Origin of the sequence: Microbacterium sp. NPDC060132, from assembly GCF_042729675.1 — a bacterium.
Taxonomy (GTDB): Bacteria; Actinomycetota; Actinomycetes; order Actinomycetales; family Microbacteriaceae; genus Microbacterium; species Microbacterium sufflavum.
The window spans coordinates 2,956,766-2,973,299 of sequence record NZ_JBHWXU010000001.1; the positions used below are offsets into that span (position 1 = coordinate 2,956,766).

Here is a 16,534-nt window from a genome sequence, read left to right on the forward strand (position 1 = left end):
CGGCTTTCAGTTCGAAGGAGTGGGGGCGGAGCGCATCACAGATGTCGATAGACGTCCTGCAGGGTGAGGCCCTTCGCGAGCATCATCACCTGCAGGTGGTACAGCAGCTGCGAGATCTCCTCCGCCGCCGCCTCGTCGGACTCGTACTCGGCCGCCATCCACACCTCGGCGGCCTCCTCCACGATCTTCTTGCCGATCGTGTGCACGCCGCCGTCGAGCTCCGCGACCGTGCCCGACCCTTCCGGTCGGGTCTCGGCCTTGACGCTGAGCTCGGCGAACAGCTCGTCGAAAGTCTTCACGATTCCAGGCTAGCGGCTCGCGCGAGGTGCCTGAGCCGCGAGACCGCCGCCTCCACGTCGTCCTGCCCGTACACGGCCGAGCCCGCGACGAAGGTGTCCGCCCCCGCGGCCGCCGCCTGCGCGATCGTGTCGTCGGAGATCCCCCCGTCGACCTGGAGCCACACCTGCGACCCTCGACGTCGTGCCTCCTCCGACAGCGCGCGCAGCTTCGGCATCGTCTCCGGCATGAACCCCTGACCGCCGAACCCGGGCTCCACCGTCATCACCAGGATCTGGTCGAACTCGTCGAGGACCGGGAACAGTCCTTCGACCGGGGTGTCCGGCTTGACCGCGACACCGGCTCTGGCACCGATGTCGCGCAACCGCCGCGCGAGCGACACCGGGTCGACCGCGGCCTCCAGGTGGAAGGTGACGCTCGCCGCGCCCAGCTCCGCGTACCCGGGTGCCCAGCGCTCGGGGTCTGTGATCATGAGGTGCACGTCGAGCGGGACGGGACTGGTCTCCTGGATGCGCTGCACCATCTGCGGCCCGAACGTGAGGTTGGGCACGAAATGGTTGTCCATCACGTCGACGTGGGCGAAGTCGGCCGTCGCGATGCGGGCGAGCTCCGTCTGCATGTTGACGAAGTCGGCGGCGAGGATGCTCGGGTTGATGCGCGGTGCGCGAGGAAGCTCCACGGTCTCTGTCCTACCCTTCGGTGTCGTCGGTGCGCTGCAGGAGCGCGAGGAACATGGCGTCGGTGCCGTGGCGGTGCGGCCACAGCTGGGCGCTGCCCGTGGCGGCACGACCGTCGTCGGCGAGGTCGATCGGCGAGCGGGAGACGTCGCGCACCACGCGCCGCGCATCCAGCTCCACCACGTCGGCGCGGTCCCGCAGCACCTCCCGCACGACCCCGGTGGTCTCGGCCAGGTGCGGCGAGCACGTGACATAGGCCACGACGCCGCCCGGAGCGAGCGCGTCGAGAGCGGCGGACAGCAGGTCCACCTGCAGCGGCACGAGCTCGGCCACATCGGCGGGCGTCTTGCGCCAGCGCGCCTCCGGACGACGTCGCAGTGCTCCCAGCCCGGTGCACGGCGCGTCCACGAGGATGCGGTCGAACCCGCCGGGGTTCTCGCGCGCCAGCTCTCTGCCGTCGCGCTCGTGCACGGTCACGTCTCCGGGGACGGCCCGCAGGGCCTTCCGCACCAGTCGAGCGCGCGTCGGCACGACCTCGTTGGCCTCCAACGTCACCTCGTGCTCGCGGGCGATCGCGGCCAGCAGCGCCGTCTTGCCGCCCGGCCCGGCGCACAGGTCGAGCCACCGCTCCCCCGCCCGGATCGGTGCCGCGGCGGCCAGCGCGAGGGCGACGAGCTGCGACCCTTCGTCCTGGACGCGCACCGTGCCGGCGGACTCCGCGACCGGACGACGAGGGTCGCCCCCGGGTGACGCGAACGCGGTCGGCGCGAACGGGCGGCGGGGCTCACCCGGCTGCGCGAGCCCGGGGAGGGCCACCAGCGTCACCTCGGGCGACGCGTTGTCGGCCTCGAGCAGGGCGTCGAGCTCGTCGACCCTGCCCTCGGCCGCCAGTGCGCGCCGCAGTGCCCGGATGACCCACACCGGATGCGCCGCGCGGAGGGCGAGACGCTCATCGTCGGAGCGCGCCTCGGCCTCGATGCGCTCCATCCACTGCCCGGGCGACTCGCGCGCCACGCGACGCAGCACCGCGTTCGCGAAACTGGCCGCGCCACGGCCCGCCCGCGTCGCCACGAGGTTCACCGACTCGTTCACGGCCGCGTGCGAGGCGACCCTGGTCGCCAGGAGCTGATGGACCGCGAGCCGCAGTGCGTCCAGCACGGCCGGATCGATCGAGGAGGTGCTGCGATCCGCGGCCGCCGCGATCACCGCGTCGTACGTGCCTCGGCGGCGCAGCGTCCCGTAGGTGAGCTCGGTGGCGAGGGCCGCGTCCTGCGCGTCCAGCCCGGCCTCCGCGATCGCCGGGGGAAGCACGAGGTTGGCGTACGCGTCGGAGTCGGACACCGCCCGCAGCACCTCGTAGGCGACGAGCCGCGCCGGCTGCACCGTCCGTCGGGGCCCGCGCTCGTCGGTGCGCGCTGCGGGTCGGGGACGGCGGACCCCCGGCTGCTGGTGTCCCTCCTGCCTGCTCACGATCCCGCCCGTCGCTCGCCGCCCTGCAGGCCCCGCCACCAGTCGGCGGCGTTCATCGCCCCCTTGCCTGCCGGCTGCACGCGGGTCACCGCGAGGGGCGCGGTCGCGGTGCCGATCAGCAGCGCCGTCCTGGTGCCCGAGAGCACGCCGGGAGGCACCTGCTCCTCCCCGGCCGCGGGCTCGGCGGCGAGGATCTTCAGGCGCTGTCCGTCCACCGTCGTGTGGGCGCCGGGCTCGGGCGTCACCCCGCGGAACCGTGCGAACACCGACGACACGGGCTGCGTGAAGTCGAGGAGTCCGTCCGCCAGGCTCAGCTTCGCCGCGAACGTCGGCTCGCCCTCCTGCGGCACCGCCCGCGCCTCTCCCGCCGCGATCGCCGCGACCACCTCCGCGGTCAGGTCGGCGCCGTCGCGCGCGAGCGCCTCCAGCGCCTCGCCGGCCGTCGCCGACGACGGCACCGCCACGGTGCGCCGTGCGAACACGTCGCCCGCGTCGAGCTCCGGCACGAGCTGGAAGACGCTGGCGCCCAGCACCTCGTCGCCCGCGATCAGCGCGCGCTGCACCGGCGCCGCGCCACGCCAGGCGGGCAGCAGGGAGAAGTGCAGGTTGATCCACCCGGCGTCCGGCGTCGACAGCAACGGCTCGCGCACGAGCCCGCCGTAGGCGACGATCACGCCCAGCTCGGGCTCGAGCGCGGCGATCTCCGCGGTCACCGCGTCATCCAGACGGGCCGCCCGGATGACCGGGAGGCCCCGTTCTGCGGCAGCCTGGGCGACGGGCGACGGCGTCAGCACGCGCTTGCGGCCGAGCGGCGCATCCGGTCTCGTCACCACCGCGGCGATGTCGTGCTCCGCAGCGAGGCGATGGAGTGTGGGCACGGCAGCGGAGGGCGTGCCGGCGAAGACGAGGCGCATGAAGGTTCTCCGGAAGGGGTCAGAGCTCTGGATCGAGGATATCGAGGCGCACCGTGAGCGCGCTCCGGGCCGCGCGCGCTCGGCCCCGCCGTCCGTTCACGGCCTCCGCCACCACGGCTGCGCGCAGGACGGTCGCCACCCGCACCCCGGCGCCGTAGTCGAAGCGGACCAGGGCGCGCACGCGCGGAGGGTCGTCGTCGCCCTCGACGGGGACGGGGCCGAGCACGGCGTCGGACGGCAGCGACAGCTCCCCGAGCGCGGCAAGAGCGCGGGCGACCGCGGCCGACGTGCCCTCCACGAGCGCGACGCGCGCGGTGGGCGGCATGTGCAGCGGGGCACGGTTCTCCAGCTCCGAGCGCGCGTAGCCCGCCTGGTTCCACGTCGCGAGGGCCTTGGCGACCGCGCCGTCCACCCCCACCAGATGCACCGGAGCCCCGGGGGCGGCCAGCGCGGCAGCGTTCGACCACCAGCGCAGACACGCCTCGCCGATCCGCAAGTCGGGCGACTGCAGCATGCGCGGCCCGTCCAGCAGCACGACCGCGCGGTACCCGCCCTCCGCGAGGGGCTCGGCGCCGCGGGTCGCCACGACGAGCGCGGGGCGGGCGTCCACCCGCTCCACGGGGTGGCTGCCGTCCGCCACGATCACGCGCACGCCGGGAAACGCCCTGCCGAGCTCCTCCGCGGTGCGCTCACTGCCCGACGACGCCAGCCGCAGCCGCGGGGACGAGCACGCCGGACAGGTCCACGCACTCGCGCCGCGCCCGCACCAGCCGCACACCGGAACGGCACCGCGATGCCGCGCGCCGAGCGGCCCGCCGCAGTGGGCGCAGCGCGCGGGGGTCCGGCAGTCCGCGCACACGAGCGACGGCGAGAACCCCGGGCGCGACACCTGCACCAGCACGGGCCCCTCCGCGGCCGCCGCCCTCGCCGCGAGGAACGCCGACGACGGCAGCCTCTGGGCGGCGGGACGCTCCAGCTCCTGCGGTGTGCTCAGCAGCACGCGCGGCAGCACCCGGCGCCCGGCCCGCACGTCGCGCAGCCAGCCGCGCGCCACGAGCCGCTCGACCTCCGTCGTGCGGGTGTGCCCGGCGAACAGCAGCGCGGAGCCCTCCGACTCCTGCCGCAGCAGCGCCGCATCACGCGCGTGCACATAGGGGGCGAGCGGCTCGCCGAGCAGCGGGTCCCCGTCGTCCCACACGACCACCAGGCCCGCCTTCACCGGGGCGTACACGGCCGAGCGGTTGCCCACCACGATGCACGGGGCGTCCTCGAGGGTCCGCAGGAACGCCCGGTAGCGGTCGGGGTTCGCCTGGCGCGAGTCGTGCCGCACCACGGCCTCCGGAGGCACCACGGCCTCGAGCGCCGCGAGCAGACGGTCGAGGTCGCGATGGTCGGGCACCACGAGGATCGTCGAGCGTCCCGCGGCGAGAGTGCGCGCCGCCGCGGCCGCGAGCAGTCGCGCCCAGCCCTGTGCGCCGTCGTCCAGCTGCGGGATGGCCTCGACCGCGGCGCGGCCTCCCTCGTCGAGCACGGCATCGAGACCGTCGTACGCCGCCAGCACACGCTCCGCCTCGGCCGACTGCTCGGCGTCGGGCGCCACGACCGGGGCGTCGGCGCGCCAGGCCTTCTCCACGCGCACCTGTCGCTTCGGGATCACGAGCCGCAGTACATCGGACGCCGAGCCCGCGGCACGGTCGGCGACCCGCCGCGCCAGGCGGTACAGGCGGTCGGGCAGCACCGGGACCGCCGACACCACGGTCTCCACCTCGGACAGGGGTCGTTCCGCGTCGCTCTCGACGTCGACCTCCACCACATAGCCGTCCACCACGCGGCCGGCGGTGCGCAGCGGCACCTTCACCCGCACGCCGGGCTCGACGGGCCCGAGCTCGGCGGGAAGGGCGTAGTCGAAGAGCCGGTCGAGCTGCGGCAGCGGCGAGTCGAGGAGCACGCGCGCGATGCGACGGCTCTCGGGCGACATCAGGACCTCGGCCCCCTCAGAGCCCGGCAGCGCGGCGCAGCTCGTCGGCGCGGTCGGTGCGCTCCCACGTGAAGTCGGGGAGCTCGCGCCCGAAGTGGCCGTACGCCGCGGTCTGCGCGTAGATCGGGCGCAGCAGGTCGAGCTGCTCGATGATCGCCTGCGGGCGCAGGTCGAACACCTCCTCGATCGCGCGCGTGATGACCTCGTCCGACACCCGGCCGGTGCCGAACGTCTCGACGTAGAGCCCCACGGGGCGCGCGACACCGATCGCATAGGCGACCTGCACCTCGAGGCGGTCGGCCAGTCCCGCCGCCACGGCGTTCTTGGCCACCCAGCGTGTGGCGTAGGCGCCGGAACGGTCGACCTTGGACGGGTCCTTGCCGCTGAACGCGCCGCCACCGTGACGCGCGGCACCGCCGTACGTGTCGATGATGATCTTGCGTCCGGTGAGGCCCGCGTCGCCCTTCGGCCCGCCCGTCACGAACGGACCGGCGGGGTTGATGTAGTAGGTCACGTCGTCGAGCGCGAGGCCCGTGGTCGCCAGGACGGGGTCGATCACGTGCTCGCGCACCTGCGCCTTGAGCTCGTCCTGCGAGATGTCGGGGTGATGCTGCGTGGAGAGCACGACCGCGTCGATCGTCTTCGGGGTGAAGCCGTCGTACCCGAGCGTGACCTGGGTCTTGCCGTCGGGGCGGAGATACGGCAGCAGGCCGCTGCGGCGCACCTCGGTCAGGCGTTCGGCGATGCGGTGCGCCGTCCACGCGGCCATCGGCATGAGCTGTGGCGTCTCGTTCGTCGCGAAGCCGAACATGATGCCCTGATCGCCGGCGCCGAGGCCGTCGAGCGGATCGACCGACGTGCCGTCACGGTGCTCCTGGGCGTTGTCGACGCCGTGCGCGATGTCGGTGGACTGCTCCCCGACGGAGACGCTCACGCCGCAGGAGTCCCCGTCGAACCCGGTGTCGGACGATGTGTAGCCGATGCCGTTGACCACCTGGCGCACGATCGTCGGGATGTCGACGTAGGCGTCGGTTCGGATCTCTCCGGCGACGTGCACCAGCCCGGTCGTGACGAGCGTCTCGACGGCGACACGGGACCCCGGGTCCTTCGCGAGCAGGCCGTCGAGGATGCTGTCCGAGATCTGGTCGCAGATCTTGTCCGGGTGCCCTTCGGTGACGGACTCGGACGTGAACAGACGCAGCGCGCTCATCGATGCTCCAGAACGGGGACGGACGGGGGGAGGGTGTGGCACCCATTCTGGACCGCGCCACCGACGAAGCGGCGGCGCGGTCGTCGAGTCACTCCGCGTGACGCAGGCGGAGCTTGTCCTCGTTGATCTCGTGCAGCGCGATGGTCAGCGGCTTGTCCTCGACGGACGAGTCCACGAGCGGACCGACGTTGTCGAACAGGTTGCCCTCGTGGAGGTCGGAGTAGTAGTCGTTGATCTGGCGTGCGCGCTTGGCCGCGTAGATCACGAGCTCGTACTTGGAGTCGACGCGCTCCAGCAGGTTGTCGATGGGGGGATCGATGATGCCGTTGTTGCGTCCGGCCATGGGGGGGACCTCCTGATCAGGCGACGGGGTTCGTCGCGAAGACGGTGCTGCGGGCGCGCGAGGAAAGCGTCAGCGCGCAGAGCTTGTAGACAAGTCTACGACCTCGCGAGCGGCGGTGGCGACGTCCTCGTTCACGACGAGGTGGTCGAACTCATTCTGCGCGGCCAGCTCGACCTTCGCGGTGCGCAGTCGCCGCGCCCGCTCCTCCGCGTCCTCCGTCCCGCGGCCGACCAGCCGGTGCACCAGCTCGTCCCAGCTCGGAGGAAGCAGGAAGATGAGCGTCGCCGAGGGCTCCGCGGCGCGCACCTGCCGTGCGCCCTGCAGGTCGATCTCGAGCAGCACCGTCTTGCCCTCGGCCAGCGCCGCATCGATCGGAGCGCGCGGGGTGCCGTAGCGCGAGCGGTTGTGCACCACGGCGTACTCCAGCAGCTCGCCGTCGGCGATCAGGCGGTCGAACTCGGCGTCGTCGACGAAGTAGTAGTGCACGCCGTCGATCTCGCCGGGACGCGGCGCCCTGGTCGTCGCCGACACCGACAGGTGGATCTCGGGGTTGTTCTCCCGGATGTGCGCCGCGACGGTGCCCTTGCCCACCGCGGTCGGCCCGGCCAGCACCAGCAGGCGACTGCGGGCCTCGCGCGGCGTGGCCGGCGGGAACCGGCCGTCGAGCCACTCCTCCAGGACACGTCGTTGACGCGCTCCGAGGCCGCCGAGCCGCTTCACCGGTGAGATACGCAGCTCCTCCAGCACGCGGTCGCGCTTGCCGGCACCGATGGCCGGGAGCGCCAGGAGGAAGTCGGTGATGCGCAGCGAGCCCTCGACGGAGTCCGGGTCGGCGGTCGCGCGTCGCAGCACGGCCTGCGGCGTCACCACACGCATCATCAGGTCGCGCTTGAGCGAGGCGCGGGCCCGGCGGCGCTCGACCGCACGGCGGGCGGCGGCGGCCCTGTCGACCTCGGGAACGGTGCGGTTGGTGTCAGGCACGGGTCACCTCGCGGTACTGGGCGGCACGTCGGGCGATGGTCTCGGCCAGGTCGTCGGGACCCGCGGAGAGGATGCTGCGGCTCTCGCTCGCGAGCACGGTGGGCGACAGCGAGCCGAAGCGCCGCCCGAGGTCCGCCGGCTCGGCCCCCTGCGCACCGAAGCCGGGCGCGAGGATCGGCGCCGCCGGGCTGATCGCGTCGATCCCGGTCGCGGCGAGGTCGAGCGTGGCACCGATCACGAAGCCGAAGCTGCCCCACTCCCCCGCCGGGGTGCTCGTCGCGTTGCGCGCCGAGACCTCGGCGACGACCGCCGCCGACACGGTCTCGCCCGACGCGGTCCGCGCGCGCTGGAGGTCGGCGGCCTCCGGGTTGCTCGTCGCCGCGAGGACGAACAGGCCCTTGCCGTGCTCGTCCGCCAGCGCGAAAGCGCCGCCGAGAGCGCCCACGCCGAGGTAGGGACTCACGGTGAGCGCGTCGGCCTCCAGCGGCGTCCCCGGAGCGAGCCACGCCTGCGCGTAGTCGTCCATCGTCGACCCGATGTCTCCGCGCTTGGCGTCGGCGATCACCAGCAGCCCCGCCGTCCGCGCCGCGGAGACCACGTCCTCCAGTGCGGCGATCCCGGCGGATCCGTAGCGCTCGAAGAACGACACCTGCGGCTTCACGACGCCGACGTGATCCTGCGCGGCGGCGACGGTACGCAGCCCGAACTCCCGCACCCCGGCGGCGTCGGCGGAGAGCCCCCACGCCGCGAGCAGGGCGGCGTGGGGGTCGATGCCGACGCAGAGCGGTCCGTGCGCGTCCAGCGCCGCGCGGACCCGCTCTCCGAAGCGTGCGGTCATACCGCGGCCGCCCGGTCGAGCGCGTACTCCTGCAGGCTCTTCACCTGGAAGCCCTCGTCGGCCGCGTCCATGCCGCTCACCGCGGCACCCAGCACCGCGATGGTGGTGAACAGCGCCTTGTCGGCGGCGACGGCGGCCGCGCGGATCTCGTAGCCGTCCGCGCGCGCCGCCCCACCGGACGGCGTGTTCACGACGATGTCGATCTCCCCGTCGTTGATCAGGTCGACGATGTTGCGCGCTCCGGACTCCTGCGTCTCGCTGTACTTCTCGACCACGGTCACCGCGATGCCGTTGCGCGACAGGATCTCCGCCGTGCCCTCGGTCGCCACGATCGTGAAGCCGAGCTGCTGCAGCCGGTGGGCCGGGAGGATCACCGCGCGCTTGTCGGAGTCGGCGACCGAGATGAAGACGGTGCCGGAGGTCGGCATCCCGCCGTACGCCGCGGCCTGGCTCTTCGCGAACGCGGTCGGGAAGTCGCGATCGATGCCCATGACCTCACCGGTCGAGCGCATCTCCGGGCCCAGGACCGAGTCGACCGTCTTGCCGTCGGCCGTGCGGAACCGCTTGAACGGCAGCACGGCCTCCTTGACCGAGACCGGGGCGTCCAGCGGCACCCGGGAGCCGTCCTGCTCCGGCAGCATGCCCTCGGCCCGCAGCTCGGCGATGGTGGAGCCGGCCATGATGCGGCTCGCGGCCTTCGCCATCGGAATGCCGAGCGCCTTCGACACGAACGGAACGGTGCGGCTCGCGCGCGGGTTGGCCTCGATCACGTAGAGCACGCCGGCGCTGATCGCGAACTGCACGTTCAGCAGGCCCCGGACGCCGACGCCCTCGGCGATCTTGAGCGTGGCCTCGCGCACCCGGTCGACGTCGCTGCGGCCGAGCGAGACCGGCGGCAGGGTGCAGCTGGAGTCACCGGAGTGGATGCCGGCCTCCTCCAGGTGCTCCATGACCCCGCCGATGAACAGGTCGGTGCCGTCGTAGAGCGCATCCACGTCGAGCTCGATCGCGTCGTCGAGGAAGCGGTCGACCAGGAGGGGCTTGCCCTCCTCGATCACGACCTCCCCGGCCGTGCGGACGAAGTAGTCGCGCAGCGCGTCGGTGCCGTAGACGATCTCCATGCCGCGTCCGCCGAGCACGAAGCTGGGGCGCACGAGCACCGGGTAGCCGATCTCCTCCGCGATGCGCACGGCGCCCTCGACGTCGATCGCCGTTCCGTTGCGCGGCGCGAGCAGCCCGGCGTCGTCGAGCAGGCGCGAGAAGAGCTCGCGCTCCTCCGCCAGGTCGATCGCCTCGGGGCTGGTGCCGAGCACGGTGTATCCCGCGGCCTCGATGCCCTTCGCGAGCCCGAGCGGCGTCTGGCCGCCGAGCTGGCAGACCACGCCGAGGATGGTGCCGCTCGCGGCCTCCGCGTCGAGCACCTCCAGGACGTCCTCCAGGGTCAGCGGCTCGAAGTAGAGCCGGTCGGACGTGTCGTAGTCGGTGGACACGGTCTCGGGGTTGCAGTTGACCATGACGGTCTCGAACCCGGCGTCCGACAGCGCGAACGAGGCGTGCACGCACGAGTAGTCGAACTCGACGCCCTGCCCGATGCGGTTCGGGCCCGAGCCGATGATCACGACCTTGGTGCGGTCGGAGGGCTCCACCTCGGTCTCCGCGTCGTAGCTGGAGTAGTGGTACGGCGTGAGCGCGGGGAACTCCCCGGCGCACGTGTCGACCGTCTTGTACACCGGCCGGATGCCGAGGCCGTGGCGCACGCCGCGGATCTCCGCCTCGGTCTCGCCGCGCAGCTGGGCGAGCTGCGCGTCGGAGAAGCCGTGCTCCTTCGCGTAGCGCAGGGTCGCCGCGTCGAGCTCGGGGGCCGTGCGCACCACCTCGGCGACCTCGTTGATGAGCACGATCTGGTCGAGGAACCACGGGTCCATCGCCGTCGCCTCGAACGCCTGCTCGATGGTCGCGCCCTTGCGCAGCGCCTGCTGCAGAGTCACGATGCGGCCGTCGGTCGGGGTCTTGGCGACCTCCAGCAGCTCTTCGACGCTGCGCGGCTCGTCGCCCCAGTGGAAGCTGGAGCCGCGCTTCTCGAGCGAACGCAGCGCCTTCTGCAGCGCGGTCGCGTAGTTACGGCCGATCGCCATCGCCTCGCCCACCGACTTCATGGTGGTGGTGAGGGTGGCGTCGGCGGCCGGGAACTTCTCGAACGCGAAGCGCGGCACCTTGACGACGACATAGTCGAGCGTGGGCTCGAAGCTGGCCGGGGTGACGCCGGTGATGTCGTTCGGGATCTCGTCGAGGCGGTAGCCGAGGGCGAGCTTGGCGGCCAGCTTGGCGATCGGGAAGCCGGTGGCCTTCGACGCCAGGGCGCTGGACCGCGACACGCGCGGGTTCATCTCGATGACGATGATGCGCCCGTTCTCCGGGTTCACCGCGAACTGGATGTTGCACCCGCCGGTGTCGACGCCGACCGCGCGGATGATGTCGATGCCGATGTCGCGCAGCTTCTGGTATTCGCGGTCGGTGAGGGTCAGCGCGGGCGCGACCGTGATGGAGTCGCCCGTGTGCACGCCGACCGGGTCGACGTTCTCGATCGAGCACACGACCACCGTGTTGTCGGCGGTGTCGCGCATGAGCTCGAGCTCGTACTCCTTCCACCCGAGGATCGACTCCTCCAGGAGCACCTCGGTGGTGGGCGAGTCACGCAGACCCGCACCGCCGATGCGCCGCAGGTCCTCTTCGTCGTACGCGAAGCCGGAACCCAGGCCGCCCATCGTGAACGACGGCCGCACGACGAGCGGATAGCCGAGCTCTTCGGCGCCGGCGAGCAGGTCGTCCATGGTGTGCGCGATCACGCTGCGGGCGACGTCGGCGCCGGCCTCCAGCACGAGCTCCTTGAAGATCTGGCGGTCCTCGCCCTTGCGGATGGCGTCGACCTTCGCGCCGATCAGCTCGACGCCGTACTTCTCGAGGATCCCCTGCTCGTGCAGCGCCATGGCCGCGTTGAGGGCGGTCTGGCCGCCGAGGGTCGGCAGGATCGCGTCGGGCTTCTCCTTGGCGATGATCGTCTCGATCACGGCCGGGGTGATCGGCTCGATGTAGGTCGCGTCGGCGAAGTCGGGGTCGGTCATGATGGTGGCCGGGTTGGAGTTGACCAGGATGACCCTGACCCCTTCTTCGCGCAGCACGCGGCACGCCTGGGTGCCGGAGTAGTCGAACTCGCAGGCCTGGCCGATGACGATCGGGCCGGAGCCGATGACGAGGACGGAGGAGATGTCGTCGCGCTTGGGCATTACTGGGCGTCCTTCTTGTTCGCGATGACCATGTCGCGGAAGCGGTCGAAGAGGTAGTTGGCGTCGTGCGGACCGGCCGCGGCCTCGGGGTGGTACTGCACCGAGAACGCGGGGATGTCGAGGGCGCGCAGGCCCTCCACGACGTTGTCGTTGAGGCCGACGTGGCTGACCTCGACCTTGCCGTAGCCGCGCGGGCTGTCGAAGGAGCCCTCCAGGGGCGCCTCGACCGCGAAGCCGTGGTTGTGGGCCGTGATCTCGACCTTGCCCGTCTGCTTGTCGAGCACGGGCTGGTTGATGCCGCGGTGGCCGAACGGCAGCTTGTAGGTGCCGAGTCCGAGGGCACGGCCGAGCAGCTGGTTGCCGAAGCAGATCCCGAAGAAGGGCAGTCCGTCGTCCAGCACGGCGCGCAGCAGCTCCACGTGGTCGCCCGAGGCGGCCGGGTCGCCCGGCCCGTTGGAGTAGAACACCGCCACCGGCTCGATCGCCCGGATGTCGTCGATGCTCACGTCCTGCGGGAGCACGTGCACGTCGAACCCGCGGGCGGCGAGGTTGTCGATCGTCGCCTGCTTCACGCCGAGGTCGAGCACGGCGAGGTTGCCGATGCGCTCCCCCACCGCCGGGGTCACGGTCGCGCTCTCGACCGAGACCTGCGCCGACAGGTTGAGTCCGGTCATCTCGGGGGCCTCCCGCACGATGCGCAGCTGCTCTTCCGCGTCGAGAGCGGCGTCGTCGCCCGAGAAGATGCCGCCGCGCATGGATCCGGCGGACCGGATGTGGCGCGTGACCGCGCGGGTGTCGATACCGCTGATGCCGACGATGCCGTCCTCCACGAGGACGTCGTCGAGGGAGGCGTTGGCCCGCCAGTTCGAGACCACGCGCGAGGGGTCGCGGACGATGTAGCCGGCGACCCAGATGCGGCGCGACTCGGTGTCCTCGTCGTTCATGCCGGTGTTGCCGATGTGCGGCGCCGTCTGCAGCACGATCTGACCCGCGTACGAGGGGTCGGTGATGGTCTCTTGATATCCCGACATGCCGGTGGCGAACACGACCTCGCCGAGGGTGCGGCCGCGGGCGCCGTACGCGCGACCGGCGTGACGGGTGCCGTCCTCGAGGACGAGCACGGCGGGATCGGGCAGGCGGGACGGGGAGTCCGCCGGGGAGGATGTCTGGTTGGTCATGACGTTGCTCCTGTGTCGGGGGCAGCGGGGACGAGCCGCTGCAGGTCGGAGATGAGGTTCTGGGGATCGCCGCCGGTGAGCCGGAGGTAGCTGTCCACGATCGTCGTGTCGGCGACGCGCCACGCGATGCGGACGAGGCCGCCCGGTTCGACCACGCGGTCGATCGTGACGGTGGCCCGGTCGACCGCGACGAGCTGGTCGCGCGCGAGGAAGACCGTGGGGGCGCCGTCGAGGGCCAGCGCGACGCCGCGGTCGGTCACCGCCAGCTCCCCGCGGGCCCGGAAGGCGAGCGGCGTGATGGCCACGCGTTCGAGGGGCTGCTCGTGCGTCGTCGTCGACACGTACAGCACCTCGTCGCGGCGCATCACCTCCGCGTGCTCCGGCACACCGAGGGGCGCGGTGAACGCGGCATCGCGCCGCACTCGTCGTCGCCAGGCGAACAGCATCGCGAGCAGCACCAGCAGCGCGAGGGCGATCAGGATCGCGACCGCGAGGTCCCGTGCGCTCATGCGCCGAGCTCCTCGACGACAGCTCCGCCGTCGACGGTCAGCACGCCGCCGTGCAGCGTGTACTGCACGCGGCCCGGCAGTTCGCGGCCGAGGTACGGCGAGTTCGTGCTGCGTCCGCGCAGGTCCGCCTCGGTGAACACGCCGTCGACCGCCGCATCGTACAGCGCGAGCTGCGCCGGCTGCCCGACCTCGAGCGGGGTGCCGTGCCCGGCCAGACCGCCGATGCGCGCGGGTGCCGCGCTCATCACGCGGGCCACATCCGGCCAGTCGAGCAGGCCGGTCTGCACCATGGCCTGGTGCACGACGCGCAGTGCGCTCTCGAGCCCCACCATGCCGTTCGCGGCCGCCGGCCATTCGCACGCCTTGTGCTCGCTCGGGTGCGGGGCGTGATCGGTCGCGACGATGTCGATCGTGCCGTCGGCGAGGCCCTCCCGCACCGCGAGGACATCCTCCTCGCGGCGCAGCGGCGGGTTGACCTTGAACCGCGCGTCATAGCCGCGGACGAGTTCGTCGGTGAGCAGCAGGTGGTGCGGAGTGACCTCCGCCGTCACGTTCACGCCGCGCTTCTTGGCCCAGCGGATGATGTCGACCGAGCCGGCCGTCGACAGGTGGCACACATGCAGGCGCGAGCCGACGTGCTCGGCGAGAAGCACGTCACGCGCGATGATCGACTCCTCGGCGACCGCGGGCCAGCCCGTGAGGCCGAGCTCCGCCGAGACGGTGCCCTCGTTCATCTGGGCGCCCTCGGTCAGGCGGGGGTCCTGGGCATGCTGGGCGATCACACCGCCGAAAGACTTCACGTACTCCAACGCGCGGCGCATGATCAGCGGGTCCCACACGCAGAAGCCGTCATCGCTGAACACCCGCACCTGCGCACGCGAGGTCGCCATGGCGCCGAGCTCGGCGAGGCGCTCGCCCTTCTGGCCCACCGTGACCGCGCCGATCGGCTGCACCGTGGCGTAGCCCGCAGCCTCGCCGAGGGCCAGCTCCTGCTCGACGACGCCGGCCGTGTCGGCCACGGGCGACGTGTTCGGCATCGCGAACACGGCCGTGAAGCCACCGGCCGCCGCCGCGCGGGTGCCGCTGAGGATCGTCTCCGACGCCTCGTATCCGGGCTCGCGCAGATGCGTGTGCAGGTCGACCAGCCCCGGCAGGGCGATGAGGCCGCCGGCATCGATCACGCGCGCGCCGGCACGGCTGAGCCCGGAGCCGATCTCGGCGATCCGGCCGTCCTCGATGATCAGGTCGGCGCTCTCCGCGCCGAGCAGCCGTGCACCGGTGATGACGAGGGTCTCGCTCACAGGTCTCCCCCTCGTTCGTCGTCTCGTTCGCCCGCCAGCAGCAGGTACAGCACAGCCATCCGCACGGAGACCCCGTTCGAGACCTGTTCCAGCACCGTCGAGCGGGGGGAATCGGCTGCTTCGGAGGAGATCTCCAGCCCCCGGTTCATGGGTCCGGGGTGCATCACAATGCTACCGGCCGGAAGAGCGGCCACACGCCGTGCGTCCAGACCCCACCGGCGCGAATACTCCCGCTCAGTCGGGAAATACGCGGCGTTCATGCGCTCCAGCTGGATCCGCAGCATCATGACCGCGTCCGGCCCGGCCGCCAGCGCCTCGTCGAGGTCGTAGACGACCCGGACCGGCCAGAGCGACACGTTCTGCGGCACCAGCGTCGGCGGCGAGACCAGCGTGACCTCGGCGCCCAGGGTCGTCAGCAGCCACACGTTCGAGCGCGCGACCCGCGAGTGCAGCACGTCGCCGACGATCGTGACGCGGAGCCCGGTCAGGTCGCGTCCACGGCTGTCCGCGCCGTAGCGGCGCTTGCGGATCGTGAACGCGTCGAGCAGCGCCTGCGTCGGGTGCTCGTGCGTGCCATCACCCGCGTTGACGACGCCCGCAGAGATCCAACCGCTCGTCGCGAGGGTCTGCGGGGCGCCCGAGCCGGGGTGACGGACGACGACCGCATCGGCGCCGATCGCCTCGAGGGTCTGCGCCGTGTCCTTGAGGCTCTCGCCCTTGGAGACGCTGGAGCCCTTCGCGGCGAAGTTGATCACGTCGGCGGAGAGCCGCTTGGCCGCGGCCTCGAACGAGATCCGGGTGCGGGTCGAGTCCTCGAAGAAGAGGTTGACGACGGTCTTGCCACGCAGCGTCGGAAGCTTCTTGACCTCGCGCGACTGCGTGTCCGACATGTCCTCCGCGACATCGAGGATGCGCAGCGCCGTGGCGCGGTCGAGGGTGCGGGTGTCCAGGAGGTGCCTCATTCGCCGATGGTCACCTCCTCGGCGCCGTCCGTCTCGAACAGACGGACGTTCACGCGCTCGGTGCGGGCGGACGGGATGTTCTTGCCGACGAAGTCGGGTCGGATCGGGAGCTCACGGTGACCGCGGTCGACGAGGATCGCCAGGCGCACGGCGCTCGGGCGGCCGATCGACTGGATGGCGTCCAGCGCGGCACGGATGCTGCGACCGGAGAAGAGGACGTCGTCGACCAGCACCACGGTCTTCCCATCGATGCCGCCGGCCGGGATCTCGGTCGGCTGCGGGGACCGCGTCGGGTGCTTGGCCAGATCGTCACGGAAGAGCGTGACGTCGAGCGAGCCGACGGGGACGGAGACCTGCGCGATCTCACTGATCAGGGTGCCGAGGCGATGCCCCAGGGTGACGCCGCGGGTCGGGATCCCGAGGAGGACGAGGCCGTCGGCGCCTCGATTCGACTCGAGGATCTCGTGCGCGATCCGGGTCAGCGCTCGTGAGATGTCGGCTTGGTGCAGCACAGTGCGCACGCTCATCAGCCGCTCCCTTCTCCGCCTCACAGGACGGTGTTAAAGGTTGCTTGCGATGTCAGTCTATCGGA

At 72.1% G+C, this 16,534-nt stretch carries 15 protein-coding genes; all 15 read right to left on the reverse strand.

What is annotated here, in order from left to right; genetic code table 11:
- Positions 1-35: 35 nt before the first annotated feature.
- Complete coding sequence (locus ACFWCH_RS14300) at positions 36-299, reverse strand: phosphoribosyl-ATP diphosphatase (protein WP_136032435.1); 264 nt, start codon at positions 297-299, stop codon at positions 36-38.
- Complete coding sequence (gene rpe, locus ACFWCH_RS14305; RefSeq protein ID WP_136032437.1) at positions 296-976, reverse strand: ribulose-phosphate 3-epimerase; 681 nt, start codon at positions 974-976, stop codon at positions 296-298. The genes ACFWCH_RS14300 and rpe overlap by 4 nt, the downstream gene beginning before the upstream one ends.
- Before the next feature lie 10 nt (positions 977-986).
- The gene (locus ACFWCH_RS14310) at positions 987-2,357 is read right to left on the reverse strand and encodes an RsmB/NOP family class I SAM-dependent RNA methyltransferase (protein ID WP_378803865.1); all 1,371 of its coding nucleotides are present in this window, start codon (positions 2,355-2,357) and stop codon (positions 987-989) included.
- Between the two features lie 83 nt (positions 2,358-2,440).
- Positions 2,441-3,358, reverse strand: coding sequence for a methionyl-tRNA formyltransferase (gene fmt, locus ACFWCH_RS14315; RefSeq protein WP_378803694.1), 918 nt, complete (start codon positions 3,356-3,358; stop codon positions 2,441-2,443).
- A 19-nt stretch (positions 3,359-3,377) separates the two neighbouring features.
- Positions 3,378-5,336 carry a primosomal protein N' gene (locus tag ACFWCH_RS14320; protein WP_378803695.1) on the reverse strand — a complete coding sequence of 653 codons (1,959 nt, stop codon included), beginning with the start codon at positions 5,334-5,336 and terminating at the stop codon, positions 3,378-3,380.
- Positions 5,337-5,352: 16 nt separating this feature from the next.
- Positions 5,353-6,546, reverse strand: a complete 1,194-nt coding sequence (gene metK, locus ACFWCH_RS14325; protein WP_136033699.1) for a methionine adenosyltransferase — start codon at positions 6,544-6,546, stop codon at positions 5,353-5,355.
- Between the two features lie 88 nt (positions 6,547-6,634).
- The gene (rpoZ, locus tag ACFWCH_RS14330; protein ID WP_025103490.1) at positions 6,635-6,889 is read right to left on the reverse strand and encodes a DNA-directed RNA polymerase subunit omega; all 255 of its coding nucleotides are present in this window, start codon (positions 6,887-6,889) and stop codon (positions 6,635-6,637) included.
- A 69-nt stretch (positions 6,890-6,958) separates the two neighbouring features.
- Positions 6,959-7,870, reverse strand: a complete 912-nt coding sequence (gene gmk, locus ACFWCH_RS14335; protein ID WP_378803696.1) for a guanylate kinase — start codon at positions 7,868-7,870, stop codon at positions 6,959-6,961.
- Positions 7,863-8,708 (reverse strand): orotidine-5'-phosphate decarboxylase, encoded by an 846-nt coding sequence (gene pyrF, locus ACFWCH_RS14340; protein WP_206251229.1) that lies wholly within the window; start codon positions 8,706-8,708, stop codon positions 7,863-7,865. The genes gmk and pyrF overlap by 8 nt, the downstream gene beginning before the upstream one ends.
- A complete protein-coding gene (carB, locus tag ACFWCH_RS14345) occupies positions 8,705-11,992 on the reverse strand; it encodes a carbamoyl-phosphate synthase large subunit (protein ID WP_136044803.1) in 3,288 nt (1,095 codons plus the stop codon). Before carB ends, pyrF begins: the two co-directional genes overlap by 4 nt.
- Positions 11,992-13,170 (reverse strand): glutamine-hydrolyzing carbamoyl-phosphate synthase small subunit, encoded by a 1,179-nt coding sequence (gene carA, locus ACFWCH_RS14350; protein WP_378803697.1) that lies wholly within the window; start codon positions 13,168-13,170, stop codon positions 11,992-11,994. Before carA ends, carB begins: the two co-directional genes overlap by 1 nt.
- Positions 13,167-13,679, reverse strand: coding sequence for a hypothetical protein (locus tag ACFWCH_RS14355; RefSeq protein ID WP_136033690.1), 513 nt, complete (start codon positions 13,677-13,679; stop codon positions 13,167-13,169). The genes carA and ACFWCH_RS14355 overlap by 4 nt, the downstream gene beginning before the upstream one ends.
- Positions 13,676-14,980 (reverse strand): dihydroorotase, encoded by a 1,305-nt coding sequence (locus tag ACFWCH_RS14360; RefSeq protein ID WP_136036227.1) that lies wholly within the window; start codon positions 14,978-14,980, stop codon positions 13,676-13,678. Before ACFWCH_RS14360 ends, ACFWCH_RS14355 begins: the two co-directional genes overlap by 4 nt.
- A complete protein-coding gene (locus ACFWCH_RS14365; RefSeq protein ID WP_136033687.1) occupies positions 14,977-15,942 on the reverse strand; it encodes an aspartate carbamoyltransferase catalytic subunit in 966 nt (321 codons plus the stop codon). The genes ACFWCH_RS14360 and ACFWCH_RS14365 overlap by 4 nt, the downstream gene beginning before the upstream one ends.
- The gene (pyrR, locus tag ACFWCH_RS14370; protein ID WP_136036228.1) at positions 15,939-16,469 is read right to left on the reverse strand and encodes a bifunctional pyr operon transcriptional regulator/uracil phosphoribosyltransferase PyrR; all 531 of its coding nucleotides are present in this window, start codon (positions 16,467-16,469) and stop codon (positions 15,939-15,941) included. The genes ACFWCH_RS14365 and pyrR overlap by 4 nt, the downstream gene beginning before the upstream one ends.
- Between the last annotated feature and the right edge of the window lie 65 nt (positions 16,470-16,534).

Coding starts and splice junctions, on each gene's coding strand:
- fmt (WP_378803694.1), bottom strand. CDS start 3,358: ATGCGCCTCGTCTTCGCCGGCACGCCCTCCGCTGCCGTGCCCACACTC.
- ACFWCH_RS14320 (WP_378803695.1), bottom strand. CDS start 5,336: ATGTCGCCCGAGAGCCGTCGCATCGCGCGCGTGCTCCTCGACTCGCCG.
- metK (WP_136033699.1), bottom strand. CDS start 6,546: ATGAGCGCGCTGCGTCTGTTCACGTCCGAGTCCGTCACCGAAGGGCAC.
- rpoZ (WP_025103490.1), bottom strand. CDS start 6,889: ATGGCCGGACGCAACAACGGCATCATCGATCCCCCCATCGACAACCTG.
- pyrF (WP_206251229.1), bottom strand. CDS start 8,708: ATGACCGCACGCTTCGGAGAGCGGGTCCGCGCGGCGCTGGACGCGCAC.
- carB (WP_136044803.1), bottom strand. CDS start 11,992: ATGCCCAAGCGCGACGACATCTCCTCCGTCCTCGTCATCGGCTCCGGC.
- carA (WP_378803697.1), bottom strand. CDS start 13,170: ATGACCAACCAGACATCCTCCCCGGCGGACTCCCCGTCCCGCCTGCCC.
- ACFWCH_RS14355 (WP_136033690.1), bottom strand. CDS start 13,679: ATGAGCGCACGGGACCTCGCGGTCGCGATCCTGATCGCCCTCGCGCTG.
- ACFWCH_RS14365 (WP_136033687.1), bottom strand. CDS start 15,942: ATGAGGCACCTCCTGGACACCCGCACCCTCGACCGCGCCACGGCGCTG.
- pyrR (WP_136036228.1), bottom strand. CDS start 16,469: ATGAGCGTGCGCACTGTGCTGCACCAAGCCGACATCTCACGAGCGCTG.